Here is a 15760-nt window from a genome sequence, read left to right on the forward strand (position 1 = left end):
CTCGAAAAGCCAGACTACTTTCCTGTTTATGCTTAGTACAACACCTCTACAGGAAATCTAGTGTTCACTGCCCTGAGCTGATCATAAGCCGCTTGGGAGAGTTTGATCACCAGTTTGGAATTATCTCCTGTTTCAGGCAGCGTACCTACTACCCTGGCAAAAATGGTGATATCATTTTCTTCATTCTTTACACGCATAATGCTGCCAACTGGCGCGGTGCGATGCAAAACCAAATATTTTTTGTGGCCTCCAGTGCCTTCAATTACTTCAGCCTGTCCATTTTCCTTAATGTTTTTAAATCCACCGGAGGTATTTTCGATGGTATTCTCAGTATTCATTTCACTAGTCGAAACAGCCATTTTTGGTTCTCCTATCACCGGTACAGTGGAAGGACCTTCAGGAGCTCTTCCTACTTTGATGCTCTGGCCGGCACGAAGATTATTGGACGTCAATCCATTCCATCGGATCAGGTCTTCCACACTGGAATTGTATTGATTGGACAGAGAAAAGAGGGTTTCTCCTGACTTTACAGTATGGGAAATCCACTCTCCGGGAACAATCGGTGCTGTTGTAGGAGTATTTACCACAGAAACAGCGGTGGGTGATGCCTTGTATGGTTCTGGTTTTGAAGCAGGAATTTCCTTCTTGGGCTCCTCTTTCTTTGGTGCTGGCTCAGATTTTGGACTTTCCTGAGTGGTAGAAGTAGGTACTGGAGTAGTGGTAGTGGTATTGGTAATAGCTATGCTTGGATTAGCAGTCACAAGGGGTGAAGAGTTGGTCTCTTTGACTATTAAGGCCTGTCCGACGCTCAAGTCATTTCCCAATAACTTATTCCACTGCTTCAATGAATCCACTGTCACTCCATATTTTTTGGAAATGGAGAAAAGGGTTTCTCCGGGAGCTACTTTATGAAGGGAATTCCCTTCAGGAAGTTTGGCTGCGGAAATATAGGGAACCCGGATAGTCTGTCCGGCTTTCAAGCCCTGCTTCAGGGATTCATTGGCATTTTGAATATCACCTACGGATGCTTGGTATTTTCTGGAAATGGAAAACAGGGTCTCTCCTCCGGTCACCTGGTGAAGGATAAACGTTTTGTCTCCTACTCGCTCCACACCGACAGAATCTCCCAGTATCCTAACGGAAGCGTGAGAACCTTGAAAAGTGAGAAAGTATGCAAAAAATGAAAGAACCAGAAGGGTTTTGCCAGAGAAGAAAGTGGTATTCATGGGTCGATATTAATTTTAGAACAAACTCAGGACTAATCCTGTACTACTTTTAGGCAATAATTATGCTAAAAATCACTTCTGAAGCTTTAAAGAATAAAAGTCATTTCTAGTGAATTGTCTCCTAGCTTAGTATCTTTTCGTTCTTTTAACCCAATCATGAATCTATCCAAACTATACTTACTCCTTTTCTTCGGACTCATTTCCGGTTTTGTTTTTTCTCAGGAAAAAACAGAAAAGGTCTACACATTCAAAATCGATAAAGACATCGACCCAGCCATGAATCGTCGGGTAAAAATGGCTTTGGAAGAGGCCAATGAAAAAGGTGCTGATCTCATCCTGATCGAAATGGACACCTACGGCGGGGCGGTCACGGATGCGGATGAGATCCGAACCCGGATTTTGGAATCTGATATTCCCGTCTATGTATTTATTAATAAGGATGCAGCATCTGCAGGAGCCTTGATTTCGATTGCCTGTGACAGCATCTACATGGCACCCGGAGCAAGTATCGGAGCTGCCACGGTCGTCAATGGAGTCGATGGAGCCGCTGCACCAGACAAATACCAATCCTACATGCGCTCCATGATGCGTAGCACAGCAGAGGCCAAAGGAAGAGACCCGAAAATTGCCGAGGCCATGGTGGATGAAAAAATCGAAATCGAAGGGATTTCGGCTGCCGGTTCGGTGATTACCTTTTCCGTATCGGAAGCGATCAAGTATGGGTTCTGTGATGGTGAATTCTCCTCAATAGACGCGATCCTGCAGGCAAAAGGACTCACCGATGCCGAATTGATTGCCTATGAAGAAAGCTCAACAGAAAGTATTATTTCCTTTTTCCTAAGCCCTGCCATCAGCGGAATTCTGATCCTCATCATTATCGGTGGTATTTATTTCGAGCTTCAAACTCCAGGGGTAGGCTTTCCTCTTTTAGCAGCCATTATCGCTACTCTGCTTTATTTCATCCCTTACTACCTCAACGGTCTGGCTGAAAATTGGGAAATCATCGTCTTTGTCCTGGGAATCATTCTGCTCGCTGTTGAGCTGTTTGTCATACCGGGCTTCGGGATTTTTGGGGTGTTGGGCATTGTGTTTATTCTTGGAGGACTGGTCTTGGGTATGCTTCCCAACCAAGACTTCAACTTCGATTTTGTCCCTGCCTCGGAGCTGTTTGCAGCATTGTTGACCGTGATTTTGGCTGCTTTGGCTTCAGTGGGATTGGTTTTTTGGCTGACGCCAAAAGTCAACAAATGGGGAGCCTTCAGCACTATCACTTTGGCTAGTACACAAGAACGCACACAAGGCTACACGTCAAGTTTTTATGCAGACAGCCTAAAGGGAAAGACTGGAATCGTGCATTCCAGACTCAGACCGAGTGGAAAAGTAGAAATCGAAGGAGAAATTTACGATGCCTATTCCAGAGGGGAATTTTTGGACCAAGGAGAGCCGATCATCGTCATTTCCACAGAAGGGACTAGCCTAAAAGTCAAAAAATGGGAAGGCTAAACTCTGGATTTTGATAAGTTTGTGACATGAATCCATTCCAGTCTGTCTACCAACTGATAGGTGAAGAAAAAATCAAAGAACTCACCGCGTACTTTTATCAGGAGGTAGCTGAAAATCAGAATCTGAGGAGACTTTATCCGGAAAAAGACTTGGCCCCCGCCGAACGGAGACTTTTTCTCTTTCTGCTTCAGGTGTTTGGAGGACCTCAAACCTATTCGGAAGAAAGAGGTCATCCCAGATTGAGAAAGAGACATTTCAACTGGCAAATTGATGCCAAAATGCGTGACCATTGGCTGAATGCCATGTTTACTGCCCTGGATAAAATTGAACCCGAACAAAATGTCAAGGAATTGATGATGGGGTACTTCATCAAAGTGGCTAATCATATGATCAACCATGAGTAAATTTTTAAGCAGAATTTATTCCATCTATGCGGCAGTACTATTTGTAATAAGTTTTCTTCTGATCTTTCCATTTTTCCTGATCTGCATTTGGGTTCCGGGATGGCAAAAGTTCGGGCGAAAAATCAACCGATATTGGGCAAAAGTTTACTTCTCCCTGATCTTCTTGCCTGTCCGGCTTGAGATTAAGGGAACCATTCAAAAGAATCAACCTTATATTTTCCTGGCAAATCATTTCAGCTATCTGGATGTGGCCATGATGGGATTTATACCGGGAGATGTGCTTTTTGTGGGAAAAGCATCTATTCGCAAAGCCCCGCTTTTCGGTTACTATTTCAAAAAACTTCACATTGCCGTAGACAGAAGTCGGGTCAAAAGCAGGGCGGAAACCATGCGCAGAGCCGGAGAAGCTATTGATAAAGGAAGTGGTATCGTTTTGTTTCCCGAAGGAGGTATTTATACCCAAAATCCTCCTCATATGGTTCCCTTCAAATACGGAGCTTTTCGATTGGCCGTCGAGAAACAAATCCCCATAATCCCTGTCACCTTATCTTATAATCATCTAATTTTGCCTGAGGACGGAAAATTCCTGCTTCATTGGAAACCTGCAAAAATGGTCCTGCACGAGGCACTAGACTCAAATAATTTCAGCTCAGAATATGAACTTTCCGAGCAATGCTACCAAATCATCCAAGAACAACTCCATCAGGATAATCCTCCAAAAAAGTCACTGAAAACCAGCGAAGCGTGAAAATAGACAAGGAAACCATCAAAAAAATAGCCCATTTGGCACGATTGGAATTCGACGAAAGTTCTGCTGAAAAAATGTCCAATGACATGTCTCAGATTCTCGATTGGGTAGAGCAACTCAACGAAGTGGATACCGAAGGTGTGGAACCTCTGACTACCATGTCCTCTGAAGTCAATGTGATGCGGGAAGACAAAGTCGGAACCCATCTCAGTCATGAAGAAGCCCTTAAAAATGCCCCACAGCGGGATTCCGATTATTTCCGCGTACCCAAGGTTTTGGAATCCAATGAGTAAGTATTCGGATAAAAAGAAAGCATTATCCCAAATCCCAGCCCTTCTGCTTCTCGTGGCGGCAGGGCTTTTTGCCGTTTGGGGTTTGGCCTACGAAGAGGGATTTTATCGGCAGCTTTTACCGGCTGGATTCCTGGATTCGGTAGAAGTCCCATTTCACACTCAATCTTTTGGTGATTTAAAACTTCCGATTTACTTGGATAATTATATTGTATTTCAGGAGTTTAAAGCTATATCAAGTCCTTTTGGAATTGCTGAAAGCAAGGCATTTGGTTTAGTTGTTTTTTTGGTCTCTGTCTTAGCTTTGGCAGGATTCAGCCATTTCAAAAAGCTTCCTTTTTTGGGCGCAGGATTGGGGTGGATCGTGCTCCTTACCCTGACCAATGTCAACGGACTGAATATCGGAGCTCCAAGTTCCAATATTCCATTGATAGGAATGATTGTGGGATCATTGGTACCCACTTTGATCTTTCATGTTTGGTTGGAGCGGGCATCCTTCCTGATCCGAAGTGTGGTGATTGGATTAGGTTTTGGTGCATCGGTCGGGATACTGCTCTATACAAGCCCGATTTCTAATCCCGCTGTGTACCTGGCCGAACAGGCCTTGGTGCCTGCTTTGCTATTTGCTGTTGCTTGGCTCTTTTGGCAAGGTCACGGGGTGATTTCCGGGCTCTACGTTGTACTTGCCCGGATCAACACAAATTTGAACACCAAAATCTCAATTCAGATTTCCATCTTGGCCTTGGTCTATTTCGGTATTTTGATCGGGCAACTTGCAGATTTGAGAGGTACGGTTACCTTGCCGTTTCACTCCTTCTCCCCACTATGGATTGTGTTTCCTATCGGGATTTTGGGATGGTTTTCCACCAGGGAAAAGCTACAGCAGAGCGAAGATTTGGCAGCTCGGCCGAAGATTCTAAAAACCCTCTATTTTCTGGGTTTTGGACTTATTTTACTGCTGATCTGGAAAGTCAGATTTGCGGGAAATCAACCGGCCGAAGAGCTTTTAAAACATATTTTGACCTATACTCAGGCAGGATTCACCCTGTTTTTCATGGTCTATTTGATGACCAACTTCCTTGGGGTAATGAATTCGGGAAAAGCCGTGGAGCGAATCTTGTTCAAACCCTTTTCCCTCCCCTATTACCATCTTAGGATAGGTGGATTGATAGCGATTCTTGTCATCATGGTCTATATGGAGGCAGTGGTAGCTGCTCAATTCAATTCCCTGACCAGCAATATTATGGGAGATTATTATTACCAGACCGGACAAAAACTGGAAGCCAGTATTCTCTATGAAAACAGTTGGGATAGCTACCGTAAAAATCCCAAGGCCAAGTTTCTGACGGCTCAGCTTTTGTTTGATCTGAATCAGCCCAGCTTGGCAAAAGAGCATCTAGAGCAAAGCTTTTCGGAAGCACCTCAGCTGGACAATATCCTGTTGCTTTGCGAAAGGCTCAATCGGGAAAATAAACCCTTTGAGGTCATTTTCTATCTGGAAAACGGGCTGAAAAGATTTCCTGAGAACCCCTACCTGTTGAACAACCTGGCCCTATATTACACGCTTACCCAACAGCATGAAAAAGCTCAACTACTTTTAGAAAGCCACTCTTCCAACCACCCCGTTACCCGATCCAACAGCATCGCGCTGCAGACCAAACTGAATCAGGAAGTCAGCTTTCCAGATGGCAAGGTGGATTTGATCACCCAAATCAATGCCCTTGCTGCCATCCGCAAAAGCGGAAAAACTCCGGAAGAAGATTTGATCAAGTCCATCCGGCAAAACCTGAAAAGAGAGACTTCCCCCCTGCTCATTCATGCAGGTTGGAGGAATTTGGTTACAGAAAAAACGATCGAAGATCCTTTGGAGGACTTGGCACTTCTGGATTCTCTTTCTAAAAAAGAAGAGTTTTTGGATTACTTCTTTGACCTACAGGAGACGGCCGTTCTCCGGAGCCTTGCGGCAGACCGAATCATGGAGGCGGTCAAAAACCTGAACGGATTGGCCTTTAGAAATCCCGGAGATGCTGCCTACTATCTGCAACTTACAGCAATGATTCAGGCACAAAATCTGGATTTCGTCAAGGCTGCCAAAGATTTGATCGTGGCCGAAGAAAAAGGATTTCGGGCTTTTGCTCCTTACCATTTGAGCATTTTAAGGTATGGAGGACAGGAATCCCAAGCATATTCAATTGAACGGAAATTTCAGGTTGAGGATCAAACCCTTTCCCCTGAATATGGAGCTATGCTTCCACAATTCAATGAGTGGCTCGCTGAGAAAGCATGGGAAAACTGGAAAAACCTTTCCAGCTCGGATTTGAAGAAAGACCTGGCGTTCCGCCTCATCGCCCAAAAGTCCCATGGCCTGAAAAGAGCCCAAATTCAGGAATTAGGCAGCTATTTGGAGGAAAACACACCCTATTCAGAATCTCTGCAGGCTTTCCTAGCCAATCCGGACTGGGCAAATACAGAGTCTCTAGGCTCCCTCATGAAGTTTCTTAATCTGGGTGAGGATTTGGCATCGAATCCCTACCTCACACCTTTGATCTTGAGTGCCGCAGACCGGATTCCAGACCCTCTTAATCAGTATGAAATTCTCCAGGCCAGCAGTGAGTTTAACAGGGATCCGCTTCTCTGGATGAGGAAAGTTCAGGCCGCAAAAAGACTTGGTTTGGATCATTACGCTGCTGCGGCCATACAGGAGATGAGCAGCTGGATGACTTGGGACGAAATAGAAAAACTTCAAATGGCTAACTATTAGTCGATTTTCACGTAATTTGAGCAACTGGAAAAAGAAAACCTAAACCACTAACCTAAACTAACACGTACACCATGAGCAGAGTCATTGAAACCCATGAAATCAACAAAACCTATAAAATGGGCTCCGAAATCATTCAAGCCCTCAAATCTATAAGTATCAGCGTAGAGCAAGGAGAATATGTTGCTTTTATGGGTCCATCCGGTTCCGGAAAGTCTACCTTGATGAATATCATCGGCTGTTTGGATTCCCCTACATCAGGGACCTATATTTTGGCAGGAAAAGATGTGAGTGACATGAGCGAAAATGAGCTCGCTGATATCAGAAACAAAGAAATTGGCTTCGTCTTCCAAACTTTCAACCTTCTTCCCAGAGCCTCTTGCCTGGAAAACGTCGCCCTACCTCTCGTCTATGCAGGGTACAGCAGATCCGAGCGGGAAGAAATGGCGTTCAAAGCCCTCGAAAATGTAGGGTTAGGAGATCGGACGAAGCACCGACCCAACGAACTTTCCGGAGGTCAGCGTCAGAGAGTGGCCATCGCAAGGGCTTTGGTCAATAATCCCAGCATTATCCTGGCGGATGAGCCTACAGGTAACCTGGACTCCAAAACCTCCTACGACATCATGGAGCTTTTTCATGAGCTGCATTCCAAAGGCAATACCATAATTATGGTAACGCACGAAGATGATATCGCACACTATGCCCACCGAATCGTCCGACTCAGAGACGGACTAGTAGAGTCAGACAAAATAAACCCCAATCCAACCCGAGGAATGGCCGTTCATGCCTGATTTTCCCAAGAAATCGAAATAGAATGCTATTTTTGCCTGAGTTAGAAAAGCGGCTGAAATGAAAATCTATACCAAGACCGGTGACGAAGGCATTACCTCTCTATTGGGTGGTTTGAGAGTACCAAAATCTGACCTCAGAATAGATGCCTATGGAACGGTGGATGAGCTCAATTCCTACCTAGGCCTCTTGAGAGATCAGGAAATCAACGGGAAAAGAACCGATTTTCTCAAAGAGATTCAGGACCGGCTCTTTACCATAGGAGCAGATTTGGCCACAGCACCCGGCAAGGACAAGGTGAAAAAGCCAGACCTCCATGCGGAAGACATCGAGCAGTTGGAAGAAGAAATGGACCGAATGGACCTAGAGTTGCCTCAGCTTACAGCCTTTATTCTCCCGGGTGGTCATCAATCGGTTTCCTTTTGCCACCTGGCAAGGACAGTCTGCAGAAGAACAGAACGAATCGTAGTAGAACTCGCTTCGTATGAGCAGGTCAATCCATTGGTGATCCAATATCTCAACCGACTTTCCGACTATCTATTCGTATTAGGCCGAAAAATGGCAGCCGAACTGGAAGTGGATGAAGTGACGTGGAAACCCAGATCTTAATTCATTTAGCCAGTTTTTCAAAATAAATTGACCCGGGTTTCCCAAACCCAAAAACAACAAGAGTATGAAAACTTCATTAGCTATCCCGGTAACCCAAATCGAGCAATCCCGATTGCCAGAAATCGATTTTTCCAATTTGGCCTTTGGGAGGGTAATTTCAGACCACATGTTTGTGGCAGATTACAGAAACGGAGAATGGACAGACCTTCGAATTGAACCTTATGCACCCTTGGAATTGAGTCCTGCCAATGCAGCCTTGCATTATGGACAGTCCATTTTTGAAGGCTTGAAGGCTTACCGAAATGACAAAGGTGAAGTTTTGGTATTCAGGGCAGATGCCAATGCGAGACGTTTAAATGAATCTGCGTCAAGAATGTGCATGCCTGCATTGCCTGAAGAGATTTTCATGGAAGGCTTAACTCAACTGATTGACTTGGATAAAAATTGGGTACCCTCCGCAAAGGGTTCCAGCTTATACATCCGGCCTTTTATGTTTGCTATGGACAACTACATCGGGGTCAAGCCATCTGATACGTATAGATTCATCATTTTCACTTGTCCTGTGGGGGCTTACTACAGCAAGCCGGTCAATGTGAAGGTAGAAACCTACTGGACCCGAGCTACAGAAGGAGGCACCGGTGCCGCAAAAACAGCCGGAAATTATGCAGCCTCCCTCTACCCAGCCCTTCAGGCACAAAAAGAAGGCTTTGATCAGCTGCTTTGGACTGATGGGAAATCCCATAGCAAAATCGAAGAGAGCGGTACCATGAACGTGATGTTTAAAATCAAGGATACATTGATTACCGCTCCCACCCATACGGGGACTATTCTTAAAGGAATCACCAGAGATTCCGTGATTCAGCTCGCAAAAGATTGGTCAGAACCCTTGGAAGAACGCTTTTTGAATGTCAGTGAGCTTCAGGAAGCCTTGGAAAACGGGACTCTTGAGGAGGCTTTCGGGGTAGGCACTGCCGCTACCATTGCCCATATTGCCAAAATCCAAGTCAATGGAAAAACCTACACTTTGCCTGAAAAAGGAAGTGATGCCTTTTCCAATCGAATTCTTCGGGAATTGGATGGCATCAAATACGGTGAAATCTCTGATCCTCACCAATGGATCATCAAAATCTAATTCTATGAGGCTGAATCCATGAGAGGAAGAGAGTTTTTCTCCACTCTGGATTCAGTCTCTCTTTTTTCCGCTTATGATCGCACGGCTTTGCATCCTCCTACTCTTCCTTTTTTCTTCTTTGGGCCATGCACAGACCCCAACCAAAGATTTTATCCTGCTGAAGCGAGGAAGCAATCAAAAAAGTCAAATCCGCTATTATCCCGGAGAAACCATCACCTACAAAAGCAAAAAGCTGGGCTATTTTATCACCGATAAGATCGAGCGACTGGATGATGAGTTTATTTTCCTATCCGAGAATATCCTTAGCCCAAACGACATCGAAGAAATCGACATCAGGCAAAAAGACAAAAGAAACGGGACCCTAAGAAATCTAACCGGCTTGTTCTTGGGAGCTGGTGTTTTATTGATCTCTGTGGAAACAGTGAATAGTCTTTACCAAGACGAAGCCTTTGAGATTGATTCGGGAGTGGCCGCTCTCTCCGGCGTTTTGGTAGGAACGGGATTGGTACTTTTGCCTTTACGGTACAAGACGTTCAAAAACGAAGGAGACAATCGGATTCAGATTATCATTATGCGTATGGATTAATCGGACTTTGCTGGTATATGCCCGATTTTTTTCAGACTTTTGCAACCGAAATTTTAACTTAGACAGATGACTTCAGAACAACTGAAAGACTTGAAAGCCCGCACTTCGGCTTTGAGGAGGTACCTTTGACTACGATCGGAAGAAATTAGAAATCCAAGATCTCGAGGCCGTTTCGGCCCAGCCTGACTTCTGGAACAACCCCGAAGAGGCAGAAAAAACCATGAAACAAATCCAGGCGAGAAAGACCTGGACCAGTGATTTTGAAAACCTCGACAAGACCATCCAAGACCTGGAAGTATTGTATGACTTCTACAGCATGGAAGAGGTAAGCGAGGAAGAAATCAAATCAGAATACACCAAGGCAAAGATTGCTGTAGAGGAGCTGGAGCTCAAAAAGATGCTCTCTGCTGAAGAAGATCAGCTCAATGCGGTACTGGAAATCAACCCCGGTGCAGGTGGAACAGAAAGTAACGATTGGGCTTCCATCCTGATGCGAATGTACATCATGTGGGGAGAGAAAAACGGATTCAAAGTCCGTGAGGTGGATGTGCAGCCCGGTGAAGTGGCTGGAATTAAATCAGCAACCCTTGAATTTGAAGGGCCTTTGGCCTATGGTTTCCTGAAGTCCGAAACCGGGGTACACCGTTTGGTGAGAATCTCTCCTTTTGATTCGGGCGGAAGAAGGCATACCTCATTTGCCTCGGTATATGCCTATCCGGAGGTAGATGATTCCATCGAAATCGAAATTAACCCTGCTGATGTGGAATTGCACACCTCTCGATCCGGTGGCGCAGGTGGACAGAACGTGAACAAGGTGGAAACCAAGGTTCAGCTGACGCACAAGCCAACAGGAATCGTGGTCGTCTGCCAAGTGGAGCGCTCTCAGCTTGCCAACCGGGAAAAAGCAATGCAGATGCTTAAATCCCGCCTCTACCAGATGGAATTGGAAAAGCGAAACGCGGAAATCGCCAAAATCGAATCTTCCAAACTCCGAGTGGACTTCGGTTCTCAAATCCGAAACTATGTCCTCCACCCTTACAAACTGGTCAAGGACAACAGAACAGGACATGAAACCTCAGATGCACAAAGCGTCTTGGATGGTGGCTTAAATGAGTTTATGAAAGCCTTCCTACTCGCCCAAAGCGAAGAAGAAGCCAATAAAGAGTAAATAACAAAGGCCGGAGATTTTCCGGCCTTTTTTCGAATTTTCGATATATGGCCATCAAACCCTCCTTTTTCACCTTTGATTTTTTTCTGCTTTGCTTAAGCAATTTCCTTTTTTTCTCCAGCTTCAATATGATTATACCGGAGCTTCCTGCCTACTTGAGCTCTTTGGGTGGAGAGGACTACAAAGGCTTGATCATTGCCCTTTTCACCCTTTCGGCCGGGCTTTCCAGGCCATTTAGCGGGAAATTGGCTGATAAAGTCGGCCGAATTCCGGTGATGATGTTTGGAGCATCCGTCTGCTTTGTAGTAGGTCTTTTGTACCCTTTGCTCACCTTTGTCTCCGGGTTTTTATTTCTCCGATTTGCCCATGGATTCTCGGCAGGGTTTACTCCCACAGGCGCATCCGCTTATGTCGCGGACATTGTCCCTTTCCAGAAAAGAGGGGAAGCCATGGGAATCCAATCTCTTTTTGGTTCCTTGGGCATGGCTGCGGGACCGGCTGTAGGAGGCTGGTTAGCCGGGTTTTGGAGTATAGATTGGATTTTCTACTGCTCAGCTTTCACGGCTATCTTTTCCATTTTGATTCTGATCAAGCTCAAGGAGACCTTGGTAGAGCGAGAAAAACTTACTCCCAGACTGTTTAAGCTGAATCGAGAGGAAATTATTGAAAAAAGAGTACTGCTCCCCTCAGTGGTTCTGTTTTTATCCGTTTTTTCATTTGGTGTGGTATTGACGATCATTCCGGATTTTTCCACTCATTTGGGTATCCAAAATAAGGGACTATTTTTTGCTGTTTTTACCCTTTCCAGCTTGGGAATCCGATTGATTGCCGGCCGTACCTCAGACAAATATGGCCGGGTAGTCGTGATGCGGGTGGCTAGTCTATGCATGGTTGCTGCCATGACTGCCATATCCTTTTCTGAAACTAAGGTGGTTTTGCTCGCCTCCGGAGTTCTATTTGGTGCAGCTGTAGGCATGTATAGCCCTACTACTACAGCCTGGGTGGTGGACTTGTCTCTCGACAAATTCCGGGGCAGGGCCTTGGCTACCATGTATATCTTTTTGGAAAGCGGAATTGGTGTAGGCGCACTCGTCTCCGGGTGGCTCTATGCCAATTCTTCCTCCAATTTCAAACTGGTCTTCCTGACAGCCGCTGGTTTTGCTTTTCTATCCTTTCTGATCTTGATTTTTACCAAAAGAGATCGAAAATTCAGCCAACATCAATAGCCCAAGTAGTTGCTTACCCTTGGAATAGCCAAAATGGACTTTTGGCGACCATTGTAGTAGGTCACCTTTTCTCCGTCAAAAAAGGCCCCTTCTTCCAGCATAATCCGTACGTCTTTGTTCCATTCCTTGACAAAGACTACGGCATTGAGCTCGATGGCATAGCCGGTATTGACATGAAGCGGAAAATCACCAGCACCGGGCGTATCACCCTGATTGTCCCACATACCAATAGTCGGTCCGGCAGAATGGCCATAAAACCCAAGCGGATGGGTATAAATGCTTCCCCGTATTCCTTCTGCCTCCATCTGCTTACGGGAGGCCCGGAGAATTTCATTACCTGTTCTACCCTCCACATAGTTGGAGGTGAGAATATCCTGAAGGCGATTGCCGACCTTCAAAGCATCCTGCAAATAGGCAGGCACCTCGGTTTCCCCTGCTTTGAGGACATAGGCCAGCTGCTGGGTGTCTGTATTGAGTCTCAGATAGGTAATCCCAAAATCAATATGGAGCAAGTCTCCTGGCATAATGACTGCCACATCAGGTCTTACGGCAAAAGAACGATTAGCTTCATTGGATTCGGGATCAGGTCGCTGAATATCCACTGTAGGGTGAAACCAAGTGTCCAGTTTCATCTCTTTTATTTTTTCCCGATAAAACCACACCACATCATCTGTAGTAGTGACCCCCGGAGTGATCACCCGATCAGAAAGCCCCTCTGCAATGATGAAGTGAGCTAATTCTTGGATGTGCTTGTATGCTGCCATCTCAGAGGCAGTGCGGGTTTCCAGCCAACGGACCGCCAGGGTTTGGGCAGAGACCACTTTGTTCTGAAATGAATCAGGGAGTCGGTTCATAAACTCCTCATAGTCAAAATGGGTAAGTCCATCGGCATGGCCGTAGTCTTTGGCATAGTTTAACCCTATTTTCTTGGGATTTTTTGCCTGGATGATCTCCATCAAGGCATTCCATTGATCGGGCTGGGCTTCCGGGTCCCAGGCTTTTTTGAAGGATTTGCCCACATCGTATCGGGCTATCGCAAAGGATTCAACAGGAGCATTGGGAGAGGGCTGATACATCACCAAGATGGTTCTTCTTCGCGCAGCATGCCAAGTGGATGGAAGAAGGGTACGGATGACGGGATCTTCATTGTACTCTCGGGACATGACGATCCACATATCTATGCCGGTTTCTGTCATCAGGCTGGGAAGGAGATTCCCGATTCTGTCTTCCAGCCATTGATCAATAACCCGAGACTGTTCCCTTTGCGTAAGGACAGCCGGTTCTTGGGCTAAAGAAGAAAAAACAAAAGCGATCCATAGGATCGAAAGAAGCATTAATCTCATAAGAATGGCGGTTTTTCAGCTCCAAGATAAGAGATTGGAGCGAAAAGGAAAGCAATTATTCCGCCATCGAAGCCGGAGAATGGGAAGCCAAGGAAGAACTGATTTTCTTCTTGCTCAGGGTATTGAATCTGAAAAACAGTAGCACCGCAGTGATACTCAACCCGATCAACAATCCATACCAAATCCCTTTTTCGTCAAATCCAAACTCAAAGGCAAGCACATAGCCCAGAGGAAGACCCAAAACCCAATAAGCCATCAGTGTGACCAAAGTTGGAATTTTCACATCTTCCAAACCTCTCAAAACACCCAAACCCACCACCTGTACTCCATCACTCAGCTGGAATAGGCCGGCGATGATCAATAAGGAAGAGGAAAGCGCAATTACTTCCGGATCGTCGATGTAGAGTTCGGGTAAGAAATTCCTGAAAACCACAAAGATTACTGCACAGCCAAACATAAAGGCCATCACCAACCCAAACACCACCATTCCAGCCTCTCTCATCGCTTTAAAATTGCCTTTGCCAATTTGATTGCTGACTCGGATCATTCCTGCTGTAGATAGCCCAGTAGCCATCATGTAGCTGATAGAAGCCAGATTAAGCGCAATCTGATGTCCCGCCAAGGCATTGACTCCGATCCAACCCATCATGATCGCTGCGGTTCCAAAGGCGGATACTTCAAAAATATACTGAAAGCCGGTTGGAATGCCGATTTTCAGTATTCGAGTGAGCATTGGAAAGCTAGCATGGGGGTTGCGCAGTTTCAGATGATACTTTTTGTATCGGGAAGAGGTAAGAATATAGCCTCCCATCATCAGCATCATCAAAATTCTGGAGATCAAGGTGGCCAAGCCTGCCCCATTCAAGCCCATTTCAGGGAAACCAAACTTTCCCCAAATGAAGACCCAGTTTAAAAACACATTGACCAGATTACAGAATATGGTAATGTACATGGCCTGTTTGGTTTGGGAAAGACCTTCTGCTAGCTGCTTGAAGGTCTGAAAGACCATCATTGGAAGAAGGGAGGCCGTAATGATAAAGAGGTAAGGCAAAGCCAAAACTACCACTTCCTCGGGCTGCTCCAGATAAGAAAGCCCTTGAGACAAGCCCAAAATCACTCCGATCAGAAGGATTCCGGCGGTGACATTGATCCACAATCCATGACTGAAAAGTCTGGAAATACGCTTAAGCCTACTTTTACCGTCAGCAACAGAGACCAAGGGAGTAATCCCCATGGAAACCCCAATTCCAAACATCATGATCACAAAAAAAATACTATTGGCCAGCGCGGAAGCTGCCAATGGAACCGGGCCTAATTGCCCCACCATCATGCTGTCTGCGACACCCACAGCCACTTGCCCCAGCTGACTGAGCATCACCGGGTAAGCAAGGATAAAAGTCGTTTTAAAATGATCCCTAATCGTCATGACTTACTAATAACCTAAAATGCGGGCAGCCTTGAGGAGTCCGGCTACACTGATTGCATCTGTGATTTTTCCTGACATCACCCACTCCAAAGCTTCCCTGAAAGGGAGTTGTATAATCTTCAATACTTCCGTTTCATCAAATTCCGTAGCACCAAAACTCAGGTCTTCCGCCAAATAAATATATCCCACTTCGTCCGTGACTGAGTTGGAGGTGTGGATTTTCATGATTTCGGTCCATTTGGCAGCGAATATCCCTGTTTCCTCCTTCAACTCCCTTTTTGCAGATTCTAATGGATCCTGATCGATGAGGCCTCCACCCATGGGGATTTCCCAAGCATACTCGTCCAAGGTATACCTGTACTGACCGACTAGCCAAGTAGTATGGTTTTCATCAATAGGAATGATGGCCAAGGCCTTATTTTTAAAATGGACTTTACCATATAATCCTTCTTTCCCAGCCGGGTTGAGAACCTGATGATTCTCTACCCGGATCCAGGGGTTCTCATAGACTAGTTCCTTCTTGAGGGTTTTCCAAGGGTTTGATTCCATAGC

At 45.6% G+C, this 15760-nt stretch carries 15 protein-coding genes; 11 read left to right on the top strand and 4 right to left on the bottom strand.

Translation table 11 applies throughout. From position 1 onward, the window contains the following. Nucleotides 1–32: 32 nt before the first annotated feature. Complete coding sequence (locus AAA943_RS01700; protein WP_338222511.1) at nucleotides 33–1226, bottom strand: LysM peptidoglycan-binding domain-containing protein; 1194 nt, start codon at nucleotides 1224–1226, stop codon at nucleotides 33–35. Between the two features lie 156 nt (nucleotides 1227–1382). Between AAA943_RS01700 and AAA943_RS01705 the strand changes: the two genes are divergently transcribed. The 11 genes from AAA943_RS01705 to AAA943_RS01755 all read left to right on the top strand — a co-directional run bounded on the left by AAA943_RS01705 (nucleotide 1383) and on the right by AAA943_RS01755 (nucleotide 12439). Next, nucleotides 1383–2729 (top strand): NfeD family protein, encoded by a 1347-nt coding sequence (locus AAA943_RS01705; RefSeq protein ID WP_338222512.1) that lies wholly within the window; start codon nucleotides 1383–1385, stop codon nucleotides 2727–2729. Between the two features lie 26 nt (nucleotides 2730–2755). Further along, nucleotides 2756–3133, top strand: a complete 378-nt coding sequence (locus AAA943_RS01710) for a globin domain-containing protein (protein WP_338222513.1) — start codon at nucleotides 2756–2758, stop codon at nucleotides 3131–3133. Then, a complete protein-coding gene (locus tag AAA943_RS01715; RefSeq protein WP_338222514.1) occupies nucleotides 3126–3881 on the top strand; it encodes a lysophospholipid acyltransferase family protein in 756 nt (251 codons plus the stop codon). Before AAA943_RS01710 ends, AAA943_RS01715 begins: the two co-directional genes overlap by 8 nt. Beyond that, on the top strand, nucleotides 3878–4174 hold the full coding sequence (gene gatC / locus AAA943_RS01720) for an Asp-tRNA(Asn)/Glu-tRNA(Gln) amidotransferase subunit GatC (RefSeq protein ID WP_338222515.1): 297 nt from the start codon (nucleotides 3878–3880) through the stop codon (nucleotides 4172–4174). The genes AAA943_RS01715 and gatC overlap by 4 nt, the downstream gene beginning before the upstream one ends. Then, complete coding sequence (locus AAA943_RS01725; RefSeq protein WP_338222516.1) at nucleotides 4167–6932, top strand: tetratricopeptide repeat protein; 2766 nt, start codon at nucleotides 4167–4169, stop codon at nucleotides 6930–6932. Before gatC ends, AAA943_RS01725 begins: the two co-directional genes overlap by 8 nt. A 71-nt stretch (nucleotides 6933–7003) precedes the next feature. Beyond that, complete coding sequence (locus AAA943_RS01730; protein ID WP_338222517.1) at nucleotides 7004–7720, top strand: ABC transporter ATP-binding protein; 717 nt, start codon at nucleotides 7004–7006, stop codon at nucleotides 7718–7720. Between the two features lie 58 nt (nucleotides 7721–7778). Further along, complete coding sequence (locus AAA943_RS01735) at nucleotides 7779–8327, top strand: cob(I)yrinic acid a,c-diamide adenosyltransferase (protein WP_338222518.1); 549 nt, start codon at nucleotides 7779–7781, stop codon at nucleotides 8325–8327. A gap of 64 nt (nucleotides 8328–8391) precedes the next feature. Beyond that, nucleotides 8392–9459, top strand: a complete 1068-nt coding sequence (locus tag AAA943_RS01740) for a branched-chain amino acid aminotransferase (protein WP_338222519.1) — start codon at nucleotides 8392–8394, stop codon at nucleotides 9457–9459. Nucleotides 9460–9532: 73 nt separating this feature from the next. Beyond that, nucleotides 9533–10045, top strand: a complete 513-nt coding sequence (locus AAA943_RS01745; protein WP_338222520.1) for a hypothetical protein — start codon at nucleotides 9533–9535, stop codon at nucleotides 10043–10045. Between the two features lie 66 nt (nucleotides 10046–10111). After that, nucleotides 10112–11213, top strand: a protein-coding gene (prfB, locus tag AAA943_RS01750; protein WP_338222521.1) for a peptide chain release factor 2 whose coding sequence is annotated in 2 segments (ribosomal slippage) — nucleotides 10112–10171 and nucleotides 10173–11213 — 1101 coding nt in all. Because the reading frame shifts where the segments join, the coding sequence is not laid out codon by codon here. A gap of 47 nt (nucleotides 11214–11260) precedes the next feature. Next, complete coding sequence (locus AAA943_RS01755) at nucleotides 11261–12439, top strand: MFS transporter (RefSeq protein WP_338222522.1); 1179 nt, start codon at nucleotides 11261–11263, stop codon at nucleotides 12437–12439. Here AAA943_RS01755 and AAA943_RS01760 read toward each other — a convergent pair. Genes AAA943_RS01760 through AAA943_RS01770 form a run of 3 tightly spaced genes read right to left on the bottom strand, consistent with a single transcriptional unit; the run spans nucleotide 12433 to nucleotide 15757 of the window. Further along, complete coding sequence (locus tag AAA943_RS01760) at nucleotides 12433–13782, bottom strand: M24 family metallopeptidase (protein ID WP_420915579.1); 1350 nt, start codon at nucleotides 13780–13782, stop codon at nucleotides 12433–12435. The genes AAA943_RS01755 and AAA943_RS01760 overlap by 7 nt on opposite strands. Nucleotides 13783–13837: 55 nt before the next feature. Beyond that, entirely contained in the window at nucleotides 13838–15208 is a 1371-nt protein-coding gene (locus AAA943_RS01765) for an MATE family efflux transporter (protein WP_338222523.1), read from the bottom strand. 6 nt (nucleotides 15209–15214) lie between these two features. Next, the gene (locus AAA943_RS01770; protein ID WP_338222524.1) at nucleotides 15215–15757 is read right to left on the bottom strand and encodes an NUDIX domain-containing protein; all 543 of its coding nucleotides are present in this window, start codon (nucleotides 15755–15757) and stop codon (nucleotides 15215–15217) included. Nucleotides 15758–15760 lie beyond the last annotated feature (3 nt).

The organism is Algoriphagus confluentis (assembly GCF_036245625.1).
Classification (GTDB): Bacteria; Bacteroidota; Bacteroidia; order Cytophagales; family Cyclobacteriaceae; genus Algoriphagus; species Algoriphagus confluentis.